Raw genomic sequence first — 22313 nt, 5'->3', positions numbered from 1 at the left:
GTTCTGAAAACACTTCGAGGCCTTTTTCTCTATTACTTACTTCATATTCTATCTCAAAATCCTCTTTATTTAAATAATAACTATGATCCAATACGATTAATCCATTCCTATAGGCTGTCTCGGCTCTAATTGTTGTTAATGAGCCAAAATACTGCATGAGGTTAGGATCGATCTTCATTGCCTCAATTATATTTCTAATAGATTCAGCCATTATTTTTCCAGTGTTGAACATGTTCTCAGCCATCTCATCAGTAAGATGTTCATTCGTCTCAAGAAGTCCGTCCCCGTGAGGCTGCTTAAGAGTTAATTCAAATTTATTATTCTTTCTTCTAATTCTAAGGGCACAGCCGGCCTTTTTTAATGCAAAATCTTTCGTATCAAAATAATGATTTTCCTGTGTGAAAAAATTTTCATCGTTAAACTGAAAAAAGTTTTTTAACTTGTTGAATTCTTGTTTTGTAAGTATATTTTTTAATTCAATTTCAATTGTTTGCGACAAATTCTTCATTCCTCTCAAAGGGTTACAGTCTAATTATCTCCTTCATAATTGTTTACTGCAATTTTTTTGGGAAATAGATTCTGCTAAATACTTATATTAGGGTTTTATTGCCCGATAATCTGCGATAAAATAAGATAAGTTTGGAGGTAGAAATGATGACAAAAAAAATATCAATAATTGACGCAAGTTTCAAAGTGAATGAAAAGGCAGTTGAAATCAAAGTAGAGGAAGGTTACGCCGTAATTAATTTAAAGCCAATGGAGCAGATGTTAGTTGATTCAGATAATCTTTCCTTTATTTACATAACAGACATGGATGAAGAGTATACATATTTAGCCATCCCGCAAACCATTTGGTCGCAGCTTAAGGAAGCATTGGATTTGGAGTTTAAGGTTTATTTAACAGATGGTAAGGATCGAATCCATCTTCCGGGATTTATAGAAGAGTTCGGCTACCTAATTGAAAATATTAAAGGGAATAGTAATTACGGAGAAGATATGGTTAAAAAAGTCGAAAGCATTTTTTAATCAATTGAATAATCATCCGCCCATACATAATCTAGCCTACATTCCTTTTAAGGCAGATTTTAATTAGACAATATTTTCGGATGAGGTGTTGATGACGTGAAAAATTGGGATCAATTTTTAGCTCCATATAAGCAGGCTGTGGAAGAATTAAAGATAAAGCTTAAAGGAATGCGTAAACAATTTGAACAAGAAGGTACTCACTCGCCAATCGAATTTGTAACGGGAAGAGTAAAGCCTATTGCAAGTATACTTGATAAGGTAAATCAAAAGAGTATTCCATTAGATATATTAGACACGGAATTGCAGGATATTGCAGGACTTCGAATGATGTGTCAGTTTGTAGATGATATTAAAAAGGTTGTTGAATTGTTAAGAAAGCGAAATGACTTTGAAATAGTGGAAGAACGAGATTATATTTCTCATAAGAAGGTAAGCGGCTATCGTTCTTACCATGTTGTCATTCGCTACCCAGTTCAAACGATTAACGGTGAAAAACAGATTTTAGCTGAAATTCAAATTCGTACACTTGCGATGAACTTTTGGGCTACCATTGAACATTCGCTAAATTATAAGTATAAGGGTCAGTTTCCAAAGGATATTCAAATGAGACTTCAAAGGGCAGCAGAGGCAGCCTTCATGCTTGATGAAGAAATGTCGCTAATTCGAGGGGAAATCCAGGAAGCCCAAGCCTTTTTTTCAAGAAATAAAGAACAGCAAGGCAACAACCCTAAGTCACATAAAAGTTAAATGTTTGTAAAGGAGATATTGCGATGAAATTTGCCATTACCTCGAAAGGCGATAATAAATCTAATGCACTCATGCATAAAATGAGAACGTATTTATTGGATTTTGATCTTATTTATGACGAAGAGAAGCCTGATATTGTCGTCTCAATTGGCGGGGATGGCACGTTGTTGTACGCTTTTCATCGTTATACCGGCCGTTTGGACAAAACAGCATTTGTTGGGATTCATACGGGGCATTTAGGCTTTTATGCGGATTGGGTGCCTGAGGAGATTGAGAAACTCGTAATTGCGATTGCGAAAACTCCATTTCAGGTGAGTGAATACCCGTTGCTGGAGGTTATTATTCGATATCAGCATGGGGGCAGAGAAACCCGCTATCTTGCCTTAAATGAATCAACGGTTAAGGCGGTTGATGCCACCCTCGTAATGGATGTAGAAATACGCGGGCAACACTTTGAACGGTTTAGAGGGGATGGGTTATGCGTATCAACTCCTTCGGGGAGCACCGCCTATAATAAAGCATTAGGCGGCGCAATTCTTCATCCTTCCTTATCTGCTATTCAAATTGCGGAAATGGCTTCTATCAATAATAAAGTGTTTCGGACTGTTGGCTCACCGCTAGTTCTTCCCGCACACCATACTTGTATGTTAAAGCCGGTTAATGGCCCTGATTTTCAAATTACAATTGATCATTTAAATCTGCTTCATAAGGATGTAAAATCAATTCAATTCCGGGTGGCCGATGAAAAGATCCGCTTTGCCCGCTTTCGACCGTTTCCTTTCTGGAAAAGAGTTCATGATTCATTTGTGGCTGATTAAAATAGTAATGAAAGAAAAAGGTGGACAAGAATCGGGATGTCAAGGTTTGAACTAATGTGGCACATAACTTCAGAGGACGAAAATAAAAACATCAAAGATTTTTTATATGAAAAGGATATTTCGAAAACGTCTTTAACAGATATTAAATTTAAAGGCGGTTTTATTTCTGTAAATGGAAATGAAACAACGGTCCGTTATTCTCTAAAAGAAGGTGACATCCTGATTATTGGATTTCCAGAAGAAATTCCAAGTGATGGGATTAGAGGGGAAGAGCTTCCGCTAAACATATTGTATGAAGACGACTTTATACTAGTAGTAAATAAGCCTGCTGGCATTAGTACCATACCTTCAAGGGAGCATCCTGACGGCAGCCTCGCAAATGCCTTAATCGGCTATTATCAGCAAATCGGTTTAAACGCAACAACCCATATCGTAACAAGACTTGATCGTGATACATCAGGAATCGTCCTAGTAGCCAAGCATCGGCATATCCATCATTTGTTTAGCAAGCAGCAAAAAGCTGGAATGATAAACAGAGAATATGAAGCGCTTGCTGAAGGGGTCCTGAAAGAAGAGAGCGGTGTTATTAGGCAGCCAATAGCAAGAAAGAAGGATAGTATTATTGAAAGAGAAGTTAATCCAGAAGGGCAATATGCCTGCACTCATTATGAGGTCATTCGTATATATCGGGACTTTACTTATCTAAAGCTAAGACTTGAAACAGGGCGTACCCATCAAATCCGAGTGCATATGTCTTATTTAGGCCATCCATTGCTCGGAGATGATCTCTATGGTGGAAATCTTGACTTGCTTTCACACCAGGCACTGCATTGCAGCAAGCTTTCGTTTGTTCATCCCATTACGGAAGAAAAGCTGACTTTTAATCAGGAATTGCCTGATGATATGAGAAAAATACTTCAGATGGAGGGTGACTGTTAGTAATGGTCACCCTTTACTTTTGTAAGAGCTAAATCTTTCGAAACTTTTCTTCAACAAGCGGCAATGTTGATGGTACGGACACAATCTCCATTTCTGGGTATTTTAGAGCGGATAATTTGTTTCCAAATACAGCACCTGTATCGATATTGTATGTATTATTCACGATCCTGACCTCCTTTACAGGTGTGTGACCATACACAATTACCGCTTTTCCATGATAGGCTTGAGCCCAATCTCTTCGGACAGGCGAGCCGTCTGGATTTTTTTCTCCTGTAATATCTCCATATAGTACGAAGGTTTTTACCTTTTCAGAATGCTGGCCAATATAGTCTTCACGTATGCCTGCATGGGCAATGATTAGCTTCCCTCCATCTAGCACAGCATAAAGCGGAGCATCCTCATACAGGTTCATAAATTTTTCTCGAATAGCCTGTTGATTTTTCTTATCAAGAGAATCATATTCGGCAGCGGTCGTTTCAAGGCCATGGGTAAGCTGAACTTTATTCCCCAAGAAGAAGCGGTATAGCTTGTTGCAATGATTTCCAGGTACATAATATGCGTAACCTCCGCTAACAAGCCTGCAAACAATTTCCGCCACTTTTAAAGAGTGTGGACCACGATCTGTTAAATCTCCTACGAATGCTAATTTTCTGCTTTTGTCGTGAATGGGTATGCCCTTCTCCCAGTTGTAGCCAAGCTTAATGGTCAGCTCATTAAATTCATGAAAACATCCGTGAATATCTCCTATAATATCAAGCTTCATACGTAACTCCTTTTTTACTTTTATCATATCAATAAAGGCGATTCTTATCCTGATTATCTACTCAAAATAGTTAAATTTTATTGCTTCATAAAATGGTTAGCTAAGGTTAATTCATGATATAAAAGGGTAAAGAGGGGAAAGTATGGGCAGATATTCTTTTATCATAAGTTAAGCTAGATAAATGGTTATGTTTTTGCTTAAATCAAGCGACAAGGATGTTATAATTTGCTAGTATTATGGAGTATTCAGGCGTATATGCTTGATGAAGAGAGGGGGCTGTGAAATATGGAGGAAGCTTTAAGTGAGAAAGCCACTCATCATATGGACAGGGAATTGCTCATCAATTCTTTACAAAATGAAGATATAGAAAAATTCCGGGATGAATTTCTAGAGCTGCATCCTTATGATCAGGCTTCATTTTTTAAGGAATTAGATGAAGACACGCGTGAAAGAATTTATCATTATCTTTCCCCAGAAGAAATGGCAACATTATTTGAAAACTTAGAAATAGATGATGAAAGCTATCAAGATGTCTTGGCAGAAATGAATCCAAACTATGCAGCTGAAATGATTTCAAAAATGTACGTTGATGATGCAGTTGATGTCTTAAATGAGCTTGAAAAGGATCAGGTTGTCAGTTATTTAACTATTATGGATGAAGAAGCAGCACAGGAAATCAAAGATCTGCTTCATTATGAGGAATATACAGCCGGAAGTATCATGACAACTGACTTTGTTTCCATTGCTTCCAATCAGACGGTTCGGTCTGCCATGTATATATTAAAAAAAGAAGCGCCAAAGGCAGAAACGATTTACTATATCTATGTTCTTGATGAAGAAGAGAGACTAGCAGGAGTCATTTCCCTTAGAGATTTAATTGTGAATGATGATGACACAATGATTTCAGAAATAACAAATGAAAGAATCGTCTCGGTATCCGTTGGCGATGATCAGGAAGAAGTTGCGCGAAAAATAAAAGATTATAATTTTCTAGCGCTCCCTGTTGTCGATTTTCAAAACCATCTGTTAGGAATCATAACGGTTGATGACATTATGGATGTTATGGAAGAAGAGGCATCTGATGATTACTCGAAGCTTGCTGCAGTGTCAGATATGGATACAATTGACCGCAGTCCTTTTTCAGCTGCCCGCAAAAGGCTGCCATGGCTAATTATCCTCCTGTATTTAGGGATGGGAACGGCAAGCCTTGCTGCTCGTTTTGAAGCAACGCTGGAGAAGGCGGCCATATTAGGGGCATTCATAACTTTAATTGCCGGAATGGCTGGAAATACTGGAACACAGGCATTAGCCGTTGTTGTTCGTGGGATTGCAACCGGTGATTTGGAAAAAGAAAGCAAGCTCAAGTTAATTTATCGAGAAGCTGGTACTGGCTTAATCACTGGTACAATTTGTGGAGTCCTTGTCACGGTAACCATTTTTATTTGGAAAGGGAATTTATATTTAGGAATATTAGTTGGAGTTTCTATTTTCTGCACCTTAATTATTGCAACTTTAGCTGGTGCGATCATTCCGTTAGCTATGCACAAATTCAAAATTGACCCAGCTGTTGCTTCAGGTCCCTTCATTACCACAATCAATGATATTATCAGTATTTTAATTTACTTTACTATCGCAAATATGTTTTTGGGGTTTTTACCTAAATAGGTGCCAGACACCAGTTGTGGACAGTTTGATGTTTTATGCTTTTGAGGTGGACACTTGCTGATTGAAGGAGTGATTAGATGGAAGAACATGGTGTTTCGTTAGCTTCTTTGGTCATTGTGATCGTAATAGCTTTCCTAACACCGATATTATTGCATCGGTTAAAGATCCATTTCATACCCGTTGTCGTTGCGGAAATTTTGATGGGGCTTTTGATTGGGAAAAGCGGCTTTAATCTTGTTCAGCCAGATATGTGGCTTGAAACGCTTTCAACACTTGGCTTTATTTTTCTAATGTTTCTTAGCGGCCTAGAAATTGACTTTACTGCATTCTCTAGTAATAAGAAGCGGGAAAAGCTGCCAAGCGGTAAATTAGAGCCGAACTCATTTTCTGCATCGTTTATTATATTTGCTGGGATATTTCTTGTTTCATTGGGGCTTTCCTATTTATTTGTAATAGCCGGATTTATTGAAAATGCTTTTTTGATGACCTTAATTATCTCTACTATTTCATTAGGTGTTGTCGTCCCAACTTTAAAGGAAGCTCATCTCATGAAGACTGGCATAGGCCAAATTATTCTATTGGTTGCTGTTATTGCTGACCTAGTCACAATGATTTTACTAGCCGTATTTGTTTCTCTTTATGATGGCGGAGAAGGCAATGTGTGGTTATTGCTTATTCTTTTTGCTGCAGGAGTCCTCTTATATTTTATTGGAAGACGATTCAAAAACGGAAATTTTTTCGAGGCTATGTCGACTGGGACTGTTCAAATAGGCACGAGAGCTGTATTCACCTTAATCATCCTGCTCGTTGCATTATCTGAATCAGTGGGGGCAGAGAATTTTCTCGGCGCCTTCCTTGCAGGCGTGCTTGTATCCTTGCTAGCTCCTAATCAGGAAATGATTCATAAGCTTGACTCTTTCGGTTATGGCTTTTTAATTCCAATATTTTTCGTAATGGTCGGTGTTGATCTAAACATTTGGTCATTATTGAGCGATGAAAAAATGCTCTTGCTAATACCTCTCTTGCTTATTGCCTTGCTAGTTTCGAAGCTTGTACCTGTCTACTTATTAAAGAGATGGTATGATATGAAAACGGTTATGGCTTCAGGTTTTCTTTTGACATCGACTTTATCATTAGTTATTGCCTCTGCAACGATTGGCGAGAGAATTGGTGTTATTACGGCCGAAATGAGCGGAACATTAATCTTAGTTGCTGTTATTACGAGTGTATTTACCCCTGTTGTCTTTAAAAAATTATTCCCAAGGGAAGCAAATACTCAAAAATCATTAACAGTGGCATTTATCGGTGCAAATCAACTGACACTCCCAGTATATCGGGAACTTCATTCAAGCCATTATAAGACGACCCTTTATCATAAAAAACGAGAGAAGGCAGATAAAAATTTAGCGGATTCCTTATTCGATATTGTGGAACTAGACAACTATTTAATTGAAACGCTAGAAGAGCAGAATGTTTTACAATCAGATATTGTTGTAATCTCAACTGGAGATGAGGAATTAAATGCTACACTTGCCATTGCCGTTAAGGAACAGGGAGTGGAGCGGGTCATATGCCGATTTGAAAGCCCCGACCTTCAAGAAAGTATGAAGGAGCATAACATCGAAGTGTTTTCAGTATTATTGTCACAAAAAACCTTGCTAAGAGCATTAATCGAAACACCAAGTGTTATGGATATATTAACAAATCAGGAAAATGCATTGTATGAAATCGAAATGCTTAATGAACAATTTAATGGCATGACTTTAAGAGAGTTTCCTTTTACGGGGGATGTCATTATTGTGAGGATTTTTAGGGGACTTGATTCCATTGTTCCACATGGGGAAACGGAGCTCCATATAAACGATCGTTTAATTGTGACTGGAACAAAAAAATATGTCGATGATTTAAAACGGGAGCTTGAATTTTGTGAATGGTGCTGAATAGAATCATTTTCAACTCCTTTCTTTCCTTTTTCTAAATATTATAGTAAAATTAGTACTAGGTACTAATAACATGTAACAATACTTAGGGGGCTGGAAAGAATGACTCTTTCTTTAAATGGAAAAACCTTTGTTGTCATGGGTGTAGCAAATAAGCGCAGTATCGCATGGGGGATTGCTAGATCCCTTCATAATGCAGGCGCCCGATTAATTTTTACTTATGCGGGTGAACGCCTGGAGGGAAGTGTTCGTGAGTTAGCTGAATCCCTTGAGGGGGCAAATTCCCTTGTTTTGCCTTGTGACGTAACAAATGATCAGGATATTGACAAATGCTTCGCAGAAATTAAAGAGCAAGTTGGCACAATTCACGGACTTGCACATTGTATTGCTTTTGCTAACAAAGAGGAGCTTCAAGGCGATTACATGAATACTACGAGAGACGGATTTTTACTGGCACACAACATTAGTTCCTACTCTTTAACTGCTGTAGCGAAGGTTGCGAAGGATTTAATGACTGAGGGAGGAAGCATCGTTACCTTAACGTATTTAGGCGGTGAGCGTGCAATCAAAAACTATAACGTCATGGGTGTTGCGAAAGCTTCTCTTGATGCGAGTGTTAAATATTTGGCCAATGATCTTGGTAAAGCCGGTATTCGCGTCAATTCTATTTCTGCAGGTCCAATTCGGACACTTTCTGCAAAAGGGGTAAGTGATTTCAATTTAGTCCTTAAGGAGATTGAAGAGCGATCTCCACTACGGAGAACTACTACACCTGAAGAGGTTGGCGATACGGCTGCATTCCTTTTTAGTAATTTATCACGTGGTATTACTGGTGAAAATATTCACGTTGATTCCGGTTATCATATCCTGTAATATAACAGCCCGTTTCCATGTGAAACGGGTTTTTCTTTTTGTCTACAGCAATAATATCGTCACCTTTTCCCTCCAAATGGAAACGAAAGCATTTTATTTGCATACTTATAAATGAACCCATTTGTTATGGAGGTAGATAATCATGCTAAAAAAGAATGAGAAAGAACCCTTTTTCCATATTTTGCAGCCAACAATACAATTCCCTAAGGCCAATATGCAGGAAGTTTACACAAACAAAAAAGAAGAAGATGATGTGACCCCGCATTCGTCTCATACTTTACTAGAACCTGATGAAATGGAGGAGAAAGAGGGAAGTCCTGCACACTTACATGATTCTGGTGAAGTACAGAATGAGGAAGTGAAGGAAAGTACAAAGGCTACAGAAATAATTGAGGAATTCGAAGCTGAAAACAGAGAAACACAAGAGGATAAGCCTTTCACGCCACATATTAAAAAAATGCCGAGCCTATCTTTTAAACGGCTTAAGAGCTTTAAAGAAATGAATACCGAGGAACGTTTAAATTATTTATTGAACTTTCCTAAACAGCTTCCACCCGTCCCTTGTATGTTTGAAACGGATGCGAGCAGCTTTCGAGGGGTATTGATTGGAAAAACAGAGGAAATGATTGAAATCAAGTTATTAGATGGTAAAACGAAAGAACTTCATATTCAATCAATCAAAGAAATCCGAATGGTTGGATTAAGAAAATAGCATAAAAAAATAGCCAGCCGTTTTAAACGACTGGCTTCTTTTTTCATTAATGTTATTCGCAAATATTTAAATCTACGTCAGCAATACATTGGACTGCACAGAAGCAGCTAAGGTCAACTGTAATGCAGTCTCCTGTACTGCGGAAAAAGTCAACATCGCATACTGCATTTAAGTCAATGACGCCATCTTTTACAAGGTTTACTGGCTTAAATCTTTGCATTTGCTGATTTTGATTCTGTCCTTGTTGGTCTTTATCTCCCTTGCTTTCCATTTTAACCGGTTCTAGGACACGAAGGACTGCACAGCAGTTATCAAATACATCTTCAACCCTGAAGAAGATGGAGACACATGCTTGATCTTTGTCTTTGCTATCTCTTCCCATACCCATACCCATTCTAGTTCTATTATTGGTGAAAAAAGCATGGAAAGGTGTTCCATCATCAGTGCTAAGGACAATAACGCGTGTATCCGGGCGCATTGGTCTTCCCTTTGCAGCAGGTGAGATAGCTCCAAGCGGTTCTAGAAAGCAGTTGGAAGGGCATTGGCATTCTTCTTCTGCATTTTCTTGAATATCTTTTATCGCACGGACTACTTCACATACACAGCCCTGATTGTGATTTTTGAAGTTGTCGTCTTTTTTTCCACAACCCATTATAGTTTCCTCCTTATTTGATTCTTGTGATACTACACTAATAACATATTGCTGAAGTGCCCTATGGGTTACGGACAAACGCCTTGTTTTATTAAAAAATAGGCAATTTTTTTACGAAAGGATGGAAATAGCTTGGAATTATCCTTAATGGAATTATTGATACTAGCCCTGGCAAGCTTTAGACTAACTAGGTTATTGGTCTATGACAAAATAACTGAATTTTTAAGAAGTCCTTTTTTTGATGAATTAGAGGAGAAAAATGAAGCTGGAGGCATTGATATTTATGTTACTCCGAAAAAAGGCGGCATTCGCGGATTTATCGGTGAATTGCTAAGCTGCTACTGGTGTACGGGTGTTTGGACATCTATTTTCGTGTGTGTTGTGTATATATACTTTATGTCATTAGCTATTCCTATCCTTATTATTCTTGCTGTGGCAGGGCTGGCATCCATTATTGAAACAATTGTTCAAAAAATGCTAAATGAATAACCAATATAGGCCGCTGATTTACACAAGCTTAAACTGTTGCTCATATATTATATGAAGGGAACTAGGAAATGCCAGCGAAATGTGGGTAAAGAAAGGTCAAGTATGAACTATAAGAATGAAACTTAATAAGGGGTGAGAGTAATATGTATAAAAAAAGTTCTGTACTAATAAAGAATCAAGCAAATCAACCAAATCAATCAAATCAACCAACAAAGAAGAAAAAAGGTTGTGGATGCGGGAAGACAACGAAAAAAACAAAGTAATTGCACACAGTCGGAAATTCCGGCTGTTTTTTTAATGTCTGGCTTCAGGTTGCTTTTTATTTACATAATTTGGTGGTTTGTAAATTCATAAATTTTCTATGAATCGTGGACAATAAGTGAAGAAATGCTCCACTTCATTCAGCAAAAGTCTTCTATTTCTATAAGTCAGAGATGATTGTCTAAAACATCTAATTCAGTCGGGGTTCAAACTCTGGCCGAATGAAGTGAAGCCTCCGGCGGATGCCTCAGATTTTTTAGAGGAAATTATCGAGCCAGCTCGATAAAAATCTGGGCGCAATTTCGCCGAGGCAAAATTGATTTATGAAGCTGCTTGTGATAACGGACGAAAAAGGAAGGGAAGATTTATGAGGACAAAATTTTGCATTATTATGTTCATATTTGCTGCAGGATTATCAGGCTGTGGTATAGGGACTGACGAGCCGAAAAAGAGTGAGCTGGCGTTAGTGAAAACGACAAATCCAAGTCCGGCATTACTTGAAAGCAACACGGAAGAAAAGCTTGATTTAGTGGAAAGCATTAAACAAGACATCAGTTCTATGAAAGAAATATATGATGTTGCGGTCTTAAAAGGAAAAAAGGATACGCTAGTAGCCTATAAGGTAAAGCATATGTACCGGTTTCAAATGAAAAAAATCGAGAAGAGAATGTCGGATATGCTGGAGAAAAAATACAAGGACGAAAAATTCACGGTCTCCAGTGATTATAAAATTTTCCTTGAAGCTATAAAGCTAAATGAAAGAATGAAAGACCCGAATTTCACAGATAAAAAAGCAAATCAAAAATTACAAGAAATAATTAGGCTTAAACAAGAAATGGCATAGAAAGGAGAATATTATGGGGAAGGACCAGAAGAAACTTACACCCGAGCAACAAAAATATCAAACATTGCAGCAAAAGCATGAGCTGAAACGCCCCATCTTAAAAAACTGCCTTAGAGCCTTCTGGGTAGGCGGCGTAATTTGTGCAATTGGACAGGCCATTACGTATTTCTATATATATTATTTCAACTTTACAGAGCAAACAGCTGGAAATCCCACTGTTGCCACGATGGTTTTCCTTTCTATGCTTTTTACAGGCTTCGGCGTTTACGATCATATTGCCCAATACGGTGGAGCGGGAACTGCTGTACCTGTAACAGGGTTTGGAAATGCAGTTATTTCTGCAGCGATTGAACACAAAACGGAAGGATTTGTTCTTGGAGTTGGGGGAAACATGTTTAAGCTAGCGGGCTCTGTCATTTTATTCGGAGTCTTTTCAGCATTTGTTGTTGCTTTAATTAAAACGATATTAATTCAATGGGGTGTTTTGTAATGCTTAGAGGGAAGCAATCTTGGGTATTCCAGAATCGTCCTATTATTGCGGCAACCGGTGTATCAGGAGGTCCATTTGAAGCAAATGGTAAACTTGCGAATGATTTCGATGTTCTGCATGATGATTTATGGATGGGGCAGGATTCATATGAAAAGGCTCACAGAGTACTAATTGAAGAAGCCTGCGAAGCAGCTTTAAAAAAGGGCAATCTGCAGGAAGACGATGTTCACTTCTATATTGCGGGAGATTTAATTAATCAAATTACCCCAACAAGCTTTAGTGCAAGAACGAATCAAATTCCGTATTTTGGAATATTCGGAGCTTGCTCTACTTCTATGGAGGGTTTAGCACTCGCCTCATTTATCATTAATAATCAAGGTGCCAAATATATACTTACAGGCGCAGCAAGTCATAATGCGGCTGCAGAAAGACAGTTTAGATATCCCACTGAATACGGCGGGCAAAAGCCCCCTACAGCTCAATGGACGATTACTGGTGCAGGGATGGCCCTTGTAAAAGTAAACGAAGGCAATGAAAATCTTCCCTATACAACTGCTGCAACCATTGGCAAAGTCGTTGATATGGGAATCACGGACCCATTTAATATGGGGGGGGCGATGGCGCCTGCTGCTGCCGAAACCATTAAAGCTCATTTCAAGGATTTACAATTAGATCCATCATACTACGATTTAATTGTAACTGGAGATTTAGGACAAATTGGGCAAAGTGCAACTCATGAGTTATTGACGAATGCTGGATTGAAAATTGAAAAGGATAAATTCCAAGATTGTGGATTGCTTATATATAAAGACTACCAGCCTGTCAATTCCGGGGGGAGCGGAGCAGGCTGTTCAGCAACCGTTCTTTACGGACATTTGCTGAATCAAATGAAACAGGGTGTTTATAGGAGAATTTTAGCTGTGGCTACTGGCGCACTTTTGTCACCATTAACCTTTCAGCAAAATGAGACTATTCCCTGCATTGCACATGCGGTTTCAATCGAAATGGATAACAAGTGAAGGAGGGGTATACAGATGCTTCCAATGTTTTTTTGGGCTTTTGTCGTTGGAGGAATTATTTGTGTGATTGGCCAATTATTATTTGATGTTGCGAAACTAACACCAGGACATACTTTAAGCCTTCTTGTCGTGATAGGAGCCATCCTAGATGGTGTTGGTCTATATGAGCCATTAATTGATTTTGCTGGTGCTGGTGCAACTATCCCCATTACAAGCTTTGGGAACTCACTTGTTCATGGGGCGTTAAATGAAGCGGAGAAGCATGGCCTTGTAGGCGTATTAACAGGAATGTTTGAGGTCACAAGTTCAGGTATTTCCGCAGCTATCGTATTCGGATTTATCGGGGCCCTTATCTTTAAGCCAAAAGGATAAAAAATCCATTTCTTAAAATCATAAGACAAATATAGGAGCTTGCCCACACACCTTTTCATCATATTTCATATTGTGTTAAAGAATAAATAAAGTGAGGTGTAAGGATATGGGCTTTGGTTTCGGAGGATGCGGCTTTGGTGGATGTGGTTTTGGTGGCGGCTTCCACTCAAATTTCGTCTTGATTGTTGTGTTGTTTATCTTATTAATTATTGTTGGTGCCAGCTTTTTATAATACTTCTAAAAAACAGGTAGATGTTTTCCATTAGCCTGTTTTTTTTTCACGTTTTACGCCCAATTTCATAGTATATAAAGTAGTTTATGAAAGGGCGTGAATCTAAAAATGGATAATAATTTGTTTAAGAATATTGAGCAGAAAACTGGCGTTAATATGAAGGATGTATTTGAATTAGCTAATTCATTACAAAATGCAAATTTTAAAGATGAAAAAACAGTGAGAAGTGTCATTAGAAGGGTGTCGCAAATTGCAAATAGGCCAGTAAATAAAGAAACTGAGGACAAAATTGTAAAATCAATTATCACAGATGGCAAACAGCTTGATTTTGGCACCATTTCACAAATGATTAATAAAAAATAAAGAAAAAAAAGGCTGTCCTAAAGAAAAGGTGCCAGGCACCTTACAGGACAGTCTCTCTTATTGTTGCGAAAATTCCTTCATTACCATTGATTGCTTTGGAATAGCGGAAAGGAATCTTGAGGGGGCAGCCTGCTTTCCGCGTCTTTTTTCGGGAATTGAAATGTACAAGTATTCCATAGCTCTTGTAATTGCTACATACAGAAGTCGACGCTCCTCTTCAATTGAGGAAGAATCTCCATTCCGAAATGCTTCTAAGGCATAATCATGAGGCAAATTTCCATCAACGGTCCCTAATATATAGACGACTTTATACTCTAGTCCTTTTGCTCGGTGTATCGTGCTTAATGAAATAGCATTTTGATTTTTTTTGCTGAAAGCCTTCATTTCCTTATTCATAGCTCGCATATGGTCTGCGTGATTTAATAAATCCTCAATTGAAGTAAAGTTCCTTGCAGCAACTTTAAGGTCTTTAAGGTCATCAGAGCCTTTCTCCATCTTATTGCCATCAGCGCCCCTCTTTTTAACAAAGTCTTGAAATCCGAGCTCCTTTTCAATGGCTTCAATTGCTGAAACAGGTGACATTTGTGATAAAGATCGGATCACTTTTACACTCTTTTTCAATTTATTTTCTTGAAAAGAAAAACCTGTTTTTATATATTTCAGGCATTCAAGAAGGGAGCAATCTTTTAAAATACTTTCTGCGATCAAATCCCTCATCGCTGTTTGCTTTACAAAAAGAGCCGGAAGAATATTCTTAAGCGCATCTTGATTATCTTCATTAATAGACAGCTGTAAAAAGCTCAGCATACTTTTTACGATAAAACGGTCATAAAAAGACTCCGCATCCATTTCAATCCTGAAGGGAAGGCTGGAGTTAGTCAATCGTTCAAAAATGGCGCGGCTTCCGGTATTTGTACGGAATAAAACAACGATGTCACTTGGCTGAAAGCCTTCTGCTATTTTTTCCTGCATATCAGTAACAATTGCCGTCGCTTCTTCTTCTTCATCATAAGGGTAGAAAACAACTGGCGGATTTGTTCCAGATACTTGAGCTTGCATTTTCTTCACATGGCGATTTTTATTTTGTGAAATTACTTCATTTGCAGTAGATACAATTTCATGTGAAGAACGGTAATTTTGACTTAATATGACGATTTCTGCTGTAGAAAAGTCTTTTTCAAAATCTAGCAGGTATTGGGGATTACTGCCGCGAAAAGCATATATAGATTGGTCATCATCCCCAACTGCACATACATTTTGCGTTTGTGCTGACATCATTTTAATTAATTCATACTGTATTTTATTAATGTCTTGAAATTCATCAATTAAAAAGTATTGAAACCGCTTTTGGTACTTGGCTAGAATTGACGGTTCATTTTGAAATAATGTATAACATCCAAGCAGCATATCATCGAAATCAAACCATTCATTTTTCCTTTTCTCTTGCTCATAAAGCTGATAAAGAAGAGCAACCTGTTCCTCCCAGGCAGATTCAGGTCTAACCTGATCCGCGGGTATGATGGAATTTTTCCAAAAGCTAATTTGCTGTAAAGCGAGATCAAAGGCGAATTCCTTCTCATCTATGTTTAAGGTTCTTCCAGCTTGTTTTATAAGCTGGTCCCGCTGCCAGCCCTTGCTTAAAAGTTTAGAAGCAGACCATTCCTGGGGAGAATGAAAGACTAATATCCGATAGAAAAGACTATGAAAGGTGCCAGATACAATTTGCTGAATTTTATGTTGGTCAATGCTTGGGTAGGTCAAGAGCCTTTTCTTCATTTCTGCAGCGGCTTTCGCTGTAAAAGTAACGAGCATAATTGATTTTGGGTCAATTCCATGCTCAGTAATCATGAAAGCAGTTCTTGCTGTCAATACCCGAGTTTTTCCGCTGCCGGCTCCTGCAAGAACAAGGAGCGGTCCATTTACACGGGATACAGCCTTAGCCTGATTATGATCAAGAACGACACCAGCTTCTTTTAAATCATGTAAATAATGAAATGATTCATTCATTTCATATCGTTTGGCTGGAGTAAAAGGAGTTTTTATTTTCAATGTCTGTGCTTTTTTATAAGTGTTTCCTGCCGGAGTTTCTGCTGTTATGGATCGGGATTTTGGAATTCTAAATCCATTTTGTTCCTTATACTCTTGTTGTTCGTTATGTTTTGATATAAGGAGGGTTGGAGGATCCCCACACTTCTTATCTTCCTTATGTATATGATAAAAGAAAGGTTCCTTTTCAATCCCTATGTAGAACCGAACAGGATCACCACAAGCTGGGCAATGGAGCTTTCCCTTTTTGCCATTTTCATAAATAAATTGGTATAATTCTCGGTTCATATGATTCAAATCAATGATTGCATTATTAAACTTCGCTGTTTTCATCTAGTAATCCTCAACTTTGCCTTTGTTTAGACAAACCCTATCATAACAAAAAAGCATATGACTTCGAAAGTTTTTTAAGAAAATGGTCATAAATAGAAACCTATTTTCGTATTTCTATAGAAAGTGTTTGTACAAAGAAGGAGGAAAAAATGGGGTATATTATTCCAGTTAACCATTATCAATATAGCCAATATGCGGAGAGAGTGGGTATCAAAAAGTATGACCCATATCGATTCGTTCCTATTAATCGAATAAAGCCTTCAGTCAATCCTTCAGAGAAAGAACATTCACTCGAGCTAACCCCCACTGACAAAAAAACATCAGGAAAAAATCAGAAAGTGCCTAATGATCGAATGGAAAGATTATATGGAGAAATTACAGGGAAGGGACTTCTTTACAGTGACTTTGCCTAGTGGTAGTTACTTACGAAAAAAAACTTCTGTCAAGGTGACAGAAGTTTTTTTACAGATCTTTTTTCATTGTCCGATGGGGGATGCCTGCATCTAAAAACTCATCAGAGATTATTTCATAGCCTAAGCGGCTATAAAAAGGAATGGCATGTGTTTGGGCATTTAGCTTTACAGAATGAATGTCATGCTCTTTGGCATATTCCTCAATTTTCTGCATAATCATTTTTCCCGCACCAGTTTTTCGCTTGTCTTTAAGGACGCAAATTCTTTCAGCTTTCCCAATCCCATCAATTGTTCGAAATCTGCCTGCACCTATTGGAGATTCTCCGTCATATTGAACAAAATGAATGGCTAAGTCATCATACTGATCGATTTCTTCTTCTTCGGGAACCTGCTGTTCCTGAATAAAAACAATTTTGCGAACAGATAATGCATCCTGTAATTCTTGATGATTTCCTACGACTTTTACAATCATACTAGTTCCCTATTCCCTTCCAAGTCGAAATGTTTCGTATACAGTCCATGATCCGTTTTCTAGCTGATACAACAGGTGGAAACGGTCAACGCTGTCCTCATAATTAAATTGGTTCATTCTTAGCGTGCCATAAACATCTGAATGCTCATCATTAGAGAGGTTCTGCCCAACCGTAATATGAGGAACAAATGCATAATCGGAATTTTCGATATTAATTTTATCATTTATTTCGCTTTGAAGCTCTTTCAGCTCTTCTGATCCTTCTATTTTTAAATAGATAACATTGTTAACAGGTTTAAAAGAACTAAACTTTGTCGATTGGATATTAAAAGGCTGATAGTTGTTTGAAATTTCGTTTAAAGTAACTGTAAGCTGATCCATATCTTTTTCTGGTACATCGAATGATGATTTTAGCGTAATGTGCGGAGGAATTAAGGAATAATTCGGATCATACCTTTTTCGGTAAGAATTCGCAAAGTCCTGAAGTTTTTTTGATGGAAAAATAACAATACCTAATTTCATCACATGACCTCCATATTAGATTTTTAATGTATTATATAATAAATATTGGGAAAAATATAAAATTTAATATTATTATAACAAAATTTTAATAAACAAAGAACTTATCATAAGAAAATATAATGAATCTAGAAAAGAATTAGGACGAAAACATATGTTTTAATGCTTGCTTTAGATTTGGCTGCCAATAAGTCCATGTATGATTCCCTTCAAATTCTTCATAAAAATAAGGGAACTTTAATTCATTAAGTAGTTCTGATAATTCACGGTTAGGTGTTAAAAAATCTGCAATTTCCTTTGTTGTTGTCTTGACTGCCGTTTCTTCTTTGCCAATGACATGATAAATATGTAGAAGGTGTGGCTCTTTAACTTCTTTAACGGCTTTCATTACATCCTCATTAACCATTGGAGATTGTAAAATAACCTTACCAAATGTATGAGGATATTGAATAGCTGCCATTAGAGAAACAGTTGCTGCTAAGGAATCTCCAATAAGTGCACGGCCCATCCCCATCTGATAAGTTGGGAATTCTGCATCGATAAATGGAACCAGCTCGTGTGCAAGAAAGCGGATATACGCCTGATGCTGCTCACCACTCGGATGATATTTTCTTCTTCGATCTTCTACGTTTTTGTAAGGAATGCCTACAATGATTATTCTTTCAATCATATTGTTTTCTAATAATTCATCTGCCATCCTGCCAATTCTTCCAAACTGAAAATAATCTTTGCCATCTTGGGCAAAAAGGATTGAATATTTGTATAAAGGATTGAAAGCTGATGGCAGATAAATTAGAATCTGTAAGTCTTCACCAAGCTCTTTACTTGAGAATGTTATATCCTTAATTGTTCCTCTAGGTATACTCAATTTAATACCTCCATTTTCTATTTATTTGGCTCATCAAAATATATTATCATAAATGGTCAAAAACTAAAAAAAGTAGGTATTGTAGCCTGTGCCTTCGGATACAATTCGACAGAATTTATCCAAAATTAATAATAATTGTTTACTAAATTGATGTTTATATGTATTATATTTTCTATACCTATCCAATTAATTTACTTTTCCGCAAAGGGGTAATTTTTAGAATTTAATATCCTGATGGTAGGTGGCATATATATTCAGTAAAAGAATTACGGAGGAATGATATGATACGATTTGCGTCTGTAAATAAGTATTATGGAGACTTTCATGTACTTAAAGATATTAATCTAGAAATTAAAAAAGGGGAAGTTGTAGTTGTTATAGGTCCATCTGGATCAGGGAAAAGTACGATGCTCCGTTGCATTAATCGTCTTGAGACAATTACTACTGGCGAATTAACAGTTAATAACTTAGTAGTAAACGATAAGAAAACAGATATTAACCAGTTAAGAAGAAATATAGGAATGGTTTTTCAACATTTTAACTTATACCCTCATAAAACAGTTCTTGAAAATATCATAATTGCGCCAACGATGGTATTGAAGAAATCAAAAGAAGAGGCTAAAGAAACAGCTATGTACTATCTTGAAAAAGTAGGAATTCCTGATAAAGCAAAATCATTTCCATCTCAATTATCGGGAGGGCAGCAACAAAGGGTTGCAATTGCAAGAGGACTTGCGATGAAACCTGAAATTATGCTGTTCGATGAGCCTACTTCTGCGCTTGATCCAGAAATGGTTGGTGAAGTGCTAGATGTTATGAAAGCGCTAGCAAAAGAAGGAATGACTATGGTCGTTGTTACTCATGAAATGGGATTTGCTAAGGAAGTAGCTGACCGAATTGTATTCATGGATCAAGGTCAAATTGTTGAAGAGGGAATTCCGGCTGAGTTTTATGCGAATCCAAAGGAAGAAAGGGCTCGTACATTCCTTAGTCGTGTATTAAATCATTAAAACAAAAGGGGGATTATTTATGTTTAAGAAAAAAGGAAGAAAAATAGCAGGTATCCTGTTCTTATCTGCAACAATGCTTCTTGCTGCATGCGGCAAGGATGAAAAGGAAACGACAGGTTCTGGCAGCAAAAATGCTTTAGAACAAATTAAAGAAAATGACAAAATTGTAATTGGGGTAAAGCATGATACTAGATTATTCGGACTTAAAAACCCGAGTACTGGTGAAGTAGAAGGTTTTGATATTGATATTTCAAAAGCATTGACTAAAGAGCTTCTTGGTGATGAGAACAAAGTAGAATTTAAAGAAGTTACTTCTAAAACGCGTATTCCAATGTTAAACAATGGTGATATTGATGCAATTGTAGCAACGATGACAATCTCAGAAGAGCGTAAAAAAGAAGTTGATTTCTCTGATGTTTATTTTGATGCCGGACAATCACTGCTTGTTAAAAAAGGAAGCGCCATTAAAGGTCTTGAAGATTTGAAGAGCGGCACGAAAGTTCTTGCTGTTAAAGGTTCGACATCAGCAAAGAACATTCGTGAAAAAGCCCCTGACACAACTGTTTTAGAATTTGAAAACTATGCTGAAGCATTTACTGCCTTAAAAGCTGGTCAAGGAGATGCTTTAACGACAGATGATTCTATTCTTTACGGTATGGCTGACCAAGATTCAAACTTTGAGCTTGTTGGCGGAACTTTCACAGAAGAGCCTTATGGAATTGCTGTTAAAAAAGGAAATGAAGAATTAGTTAATGCTATTAACGATGCTTTGAAGAAGTTAAAAGAAACTGGAAAGTATGATGAAATATATAGCAAGTGGATTAAAACTAACTAGTATCAAATGATGTCAGGATGAGCAATTGCTCATCCTGACCACTTTTTATAAAAAGGAGGGGAAATCAGTTTGCTTGATTTTACAATACTTACTGATAATTTAGACACATATTTAGAAGGATTTAAAAATACAGTGTTTTCTAGCATTATGGGACTTATTGGAAGCTTTTTTCTTGGGATTATTGTAGCAGTTATGAGAATTTCCCCATTTAAACCACTAAATTGGCTTGGAACTGCATTTGTTGAGTTCTTCAGAAATATCCCGCTTCTTATTATTGCTTTCTTCTTTTTTAATGGTCTTCCTGCTATAGGTGTAACTTTATCTGGTTTTACTGCTGGTACAATTGCCTTGGCGATTTATACAGCTTCATTCATTGCTGAAGCAATTCGAGCAGGCATTCAATCGATTCCGAAGGGACAAATGGAAGCAGCAAGGTCTTCTGGTCTAACATACTTGCAAGCGATGAATGTAATCATATTGCCCCAGGCAATAAAAATAGTCATTCCACCGATTGGAAACCAGTTTATTAACCTTGTCAAGAATTCTTCTATTTTAGGAATGGTAGCTGGTTTAGATTTAATGTATTTTGGTGATATTATTTCGTCAAATACATTTGTGACATTTGATGTATATATTTTCGTAGCAATCTTTTATCTTGTTTTAACCATTCCATTAAGTCTAGGCGTTGGCTATCTTGAAAAACGCTTGGCTAGAAGCCATTAAGGAGGGGAACTATGGATTTTATTGGAGCTCTCTCAGTCGATCATTTAAAATTCCTCGGTACTGGCTTTATGGTGACGCTTTACATTGCATTTATATCTATTTTCTTGAGCTTTATCATTGGAATCGTTATAGGAACTTTACGATATGCTAAAATATCAGTATTATCAAAAGTCATAGCAGTGATCGTAGAAACCATTCGAAATACTCCGCTATTGTTAATCATTTTCTTTACCTTTTTTGCACTGCCGGAAATTGGGATCAAAATGAGTAAGCCTGTAGCTGCCATCACTGCATTGACAGTATTTACATCAGCCATGCTATCTGAAATTGTAAGGGGCGGATTAAATTCTATTGATAAAGGTCAAATGGAGGCTGCTCGGTCATCAGGGCTAACATATATTCAAGCATTATTTAAAATAATCATGCCTCAGGCCTTAAGAAGAATGGTACCTCCGATTGTAAGTCAATTTATTTCTTTACTTAAAGATACATCACTATGCGTAATTATTGCTTTACCAGAACTGATGCGTAATGCTCAGATTATCTATGCACAAAATATTAATTATATAATTCCGATATTTATCGTTATTTCAATCATGTATTTTGTTGTGAACTATGGCCTGTCATTAGTTGCACGAAGGCTGGAAAGCAGACAAGTATAATAAATGAGTGTCAATCAACCGATTTTCTTTGCAAGTTAGAGAATCGGTCTTTTCATTTAAGAAAACCTAAATTAATCATTGTTAATGAAAAGAAAGCAAAAATGATTGACTTTTTCTACAAAATTAATATAATAGAACATATACTTAATAAACGATCTGATAGTTCAGCGGGAGAACACTACCTTGACAGGGTAGGGGTCGGGGGTTCAAATCCCTCTCAGATCATT

At 37.2% G+C, this 22313-nt stretch carries 27 protein-coding genes and 1 tRNA gene; 21 read left to right on the top strand and 7 right to left on the bottom strand.

Translation table 11 applies throughout. The features are described 5' to 3' along the window. Positions 1-499: CYTH domain-containing protein (locus V7122_RS21500; RefSeq protein ID WP_335528981.1), on the bottom strand; the 499-nt coding region annotated here is incomplete at its 3' end. Positions 500-654: 155 nt separating this feature from the next. On the opposite strand from V7122_RS21500, the gene V7122_RS21495 reads away from it, so the two are divergent. The 4 genes from V7122_RS21495 (at position 655) to V7122_RS21480 (ending at position 3530) form a co-directional block, all read left to right on the top strand. Continuing rightward, on the top strand, positions 655-1026 hold the full coding sequence (locus V7122_RS21495; RefSeq protein WP_335528978.1) for a hypothetical protein: 372 nt from the start codon (positions 655-657) through the stop codon (positions 1024-1026). A 96-nt stretch (positions 1027-1122) separates the two neighbouring features. Next, positions 1123-1773, top strand: a complete 651-nt coding sequence (locus tag V7122_RS21490) for a GTP pyrophosphokinase (protein WP_335345686.1) — start codon at positions 1123-1125, stop codon at positions 1771-1773. A gap of 23 nt (positions 1774-1796) precedes the next feature. After that, entirely contained in the window at positions 1797-2591 is a 795-nt protein-coding gene (locus tag V7122_RS21485) for an NAD kinase (protein WP_335345685.1), read from the top strand. Between the two features lie 36 nt (positions 2592-2627). Then, positions 2628-3530 carry an RluA family pseudouridine synthase gene (locus V7122_RS21480; RefSeq protein ID WP_335345684.1) on the top strand — a complete coding sequence of 301 codons (903 nt, stop codon included), beginning with the start codon at positions 2628-2630 and terminating at the stop codon, positions 3528-3530. Positions 3531-3558: 28 nt separating this feature from the next. Here the strand turns inward: V7122_RS21480 and prpE are convergent, their stop codons facing one another. After that, positions 3559-4293: a bis(5'-nucleosyl)-tetraphosphatase PrpE gene (gene prpE, locus V7122_RS21475; protein ID WP_335528974.1), complete on the bottom strand. Its 735-nt coding sequence runs from the start codon at positions 4291-4293 to the stop codon at positions 3559-3561. Between the two features lie 321 nt (positions 4294-4614). Here prpE and mgtE point away from each other — a divergent pair, with 321 nt between their 5' ends. From mgtE to V7122_RS21455, 4 genes are all read left to right on the top strand, one after another. Then, entirely contained in the window at positions 4615-5958 is a 1344-nt protein-coding gene (gene mgtE / locus V7122_RS21470) for a magnesium transporter (protein WP_438824029.1), read from the top strand. A gap of 77 nt (positions 5959-6035) precedes the next feature. Next, entirely contained in the window at positions 6036-7898 is a 1863-nt protein-coding gene (locus V7122_RS21465) for a monovalent cation:proton antiporter family protein (RefSeq protein WP_335528971.1), read from the top strand. 102 nt (positions 7899-8000) lie between these two features. Continuing rightward, positions 8001-8771, top strand: a complete 771-nt coding sequence (gene fabI, locus V7122_RS21460; RefSeq protein ID WP_335528970.1) for an enoyl-ACP reductase FabI — start codon at positions 8001-8003, stop codon at positions 8769-8771. A 142-nt stretch (positions 8772-8913) separates the two neighbouring features. Then, on the top strand, positions 8914-9483 hold the full coding sequence (locus V7122_RS21455) for a CotO family spore coat protein (protein ID WP_335528968.1): 570 nt from the start codon (positions 8914-8916) through the stop codon (positions 9481-9483). 52 nt (positions 9484-9535) lie between these two features. Here the strand turns inward: V7122_RS21455 and V7122_RS21450 are convergent, their stop codons facing one another. Then, positions 9536-10135, bottom strand: coding sequence for a CotY/CotZ family spore coat protein (locus tag V7122_RS21450; RefSeq protein WP_335345677.1), 600 nt, complete (start codon positions 10133-10135; stop codon positions 9536-9538). Positions 10136-10267: 132 nt separating this feature from the next. Between V7122_RS21450 and V7122_RS21445 the strand changes: the two genes are divergently transcribed. The 7 genes from V7122_RS21445 (at position 10268) to V7122_RS21415 (ending at position 14205) form a co-directional block, all read left to right on the top strand. Beyond that, a complete protein-coding gene (locus tag V7122_RS21445; protein ID WP_335345676.1) occupies positions 10268-10624 on the top strand; it encodes a DUF1360 domain-containing protein in 357 nt (118 codons plus the stop codon). A 628-nt stretch (positions 10625-11252) separates the two neighbouring features. Beyond that, positions 11253-11729 (top strand): sporulation protein, encoded by a 477-nt coding sequence (locus V7122_RS21440; RefSeq protein WP_335354048.1) that lies wholly within the window; start codon positions 11253-11255, stop codon positions 11727-11729. A 13-nt stretch (positions 11730-11742) separates the two neighbouring features. Continuing rightward, positions 11743-12219 (top strand): stage V sporulation protein AC, encoded by a 477-nt coding sequence (spoVAC, locus tag V7122_RS21435; RefSeq protein ID WP_335345674.1) that lies wholly within the window; start codon positions 11743-11745, stop codon positions 12217-12219. After that, on the top strand, positions 12219-13238 hold the full coding sequence (gene spoVAD / locus V7122_RS21430; protein WP_335345673.1) for a stage V sporulation protein AD: 1020 nt from the start codon (positions 12219-12221) through the stop codon (positions 13236-13238). The genes spoVAC and spoVAD overlap by 1 nt, the downstream gene beginning before the upstream one ends. A gap of 15 nt (positions 13239-13253) precedes the next feature. Further along, positions 13254-13610, top strand: coding sequence for a stage V sporulation protein AE (gene spoVAE, locus V7122_RS21425; RefSeq protein ID WP_066294855.1), 357 nt, complete (start codon positions 13254-13256; stop codon positions 13608-13610). 106 nt (positions 13611-13716) lie between these two features. Then, a complete protein-coding gene (locus V7122_RS21420) occupies positions 13717-13842 on the top strand; it encodes a YjcZ family sporulation protein (protein WP_335345672.1) in 126 nt (41 codons plus the stop codon). A 108-nt stretch (positions 13843-13950) separates the two neighbouring features. After that, positions 13951-14205 (top strand): stage VI sporulation protein F, encoded by a 255-nt coding sequence (locus V7122_RS21415; RefSeq protein ID WP_335345671.1) that lies wholly within the window; start codon positions 13951-13953, stop codon positions 14203-14205. 57 nt (positions 14206-14262) lie between these two features. Here the strand turns inward: V7122_RS21415 and V7122_RS21410 are convergent, their stop codons facing one another. Then, a complete protein-coding gene (locus V7122_RS21410) occupies positions 14263-16584 on the bottom strand; it encodes an ATP-dependent helicase (RefSeq protein WP_335345670.1) in 2322 nt (773 codons plus the stop codon). 149 nt (positions 16585-16733) lie between these two features. On the opposite strand from V7122_RS21410, the gene V7122_RS21405 reads away from it, so the two are divergent. Beyond that, positions 16734-16997 carry a hypothetical protein gene (locus V7122_RS21405; protein WP_335528963.1) on the top strand — a complete coding sequence of 88 codons (264 nt, stop codon included), beginning with the start codon at positions 16734-16736 and terminating at the stop codon, positions 16995-16997. A 49-nt stretch (positions 16998-17046) separates the two neighbouring features. Here the strand turns inward: V7122_RS21405 and V7122_RS21400 are convergent, their stop codons facing one another. The 3 genes from V7122_RS21400 to V7122_RS21390 all read right to left on the bottom strand — a co-directional run bounded on the left by V7122_RS21400 (position 17047) and on the right by V7122_RS21390 (position 18856). Further along, complete coding sequence (locus tag V7122_RS21400) at positions 17047-17469, bottom strand: GNAT family N-acetyltransferase (RefSeq protein ID WP_335345668.1); 423 nt, start codon at positions 17467-17469, stop codon at positions 17047-17049. 9 nt (positions 17470-17478) lie between these two features. Then, entirely contained in the window at positions 17479-17991 is a 513-nt protein-coding gene (locus V7122_RS21395; protein WP_335354045.1) for a YjcG family protein, read from the bottom strand. A gap of 136 nt (positions 17992-18127) precedes the next feature. Beyond that, positions 18128-18856: an alpha/beta hydrolase gene (locus V7122_RS21390; RefSeq protein ID WP_335528960.1), complete on the bottom strand. Its 729-nt coding sequence runs from the start codon at positions 18854-18856 to the stop codon at positions 18128-18130. Between the two features lie 281 nt (positions 18857-19137). On the opposite strand from V7122_RS21390, the gene V7122_RS21385 reads away from it, so the two are divergent. From V7122_RS21385 to V7122_RS21365, 5 genes are all read left to right on the top strand, one after another. Then, on the top strand, positions 19138-19866 hold the full coding sequence (locus tag V7122_RS21385) for an amino acid ABC transporter ATP-binding protein (RefSeq protein WP_335528957.1): 729 nt from the start codon (positions 19138-19140) through the stop codon (positions 19864-19866). Between the two features lie 19 nt (positions 19867-19885). Further along, positions 19886-20701, top strand: a complete 816-nt coding sequence (locus tag V7122_RS21380; protein WP_335345664.1) for a transporter substrate-binding domain-containing protein — start codon at positions 19886-19888, stop codon at positions 20699-20701. 69 nt (positions 20702-20770) lie between these two features. After that, positions 20771-21424 carry an amino acid ABC transporter permease gene (locus tag V7122_RS21375; RefSeq protein ID WP_335345663.1) on the top strand — a complete coding sequence of 218 codons (654 nt, stop codon included), beginning with the start codon at positions 20771-20773 and terminating at the stop codon, positions 21422-21424. 11 nt (positions 21425-21435) lie between these two features. Continuing rightward, entirely contained in the window at positions 21436-22086 is a 651-nt protein-coding gene (locus V7122_RS21370) for an amino acid ABC transporter permease (protein WP_335345662.1), read from the top strand. 153 nt (positions 22087-22239) lie between these two features. Further along, a tRNA-Val gene (locus tag V7122_RS21365) sits at positions 22240-22311 on the top strand. Positions 22312-22313: the final 2 nt, after the last annotated feature.

The organism is Bacillus sp. JJ1532 (assembly GCF_036965085.1).
GTDB lineage: Bacteria > Bacillota > Bacilli > Bacillales > Cytobacillaceae > Cytobacillus.
The sequence above is the reverse complement of the archived record's forward strand: the minus strand, read 5'-3'. Positions and strand labels throughout refer to the sequence as shown.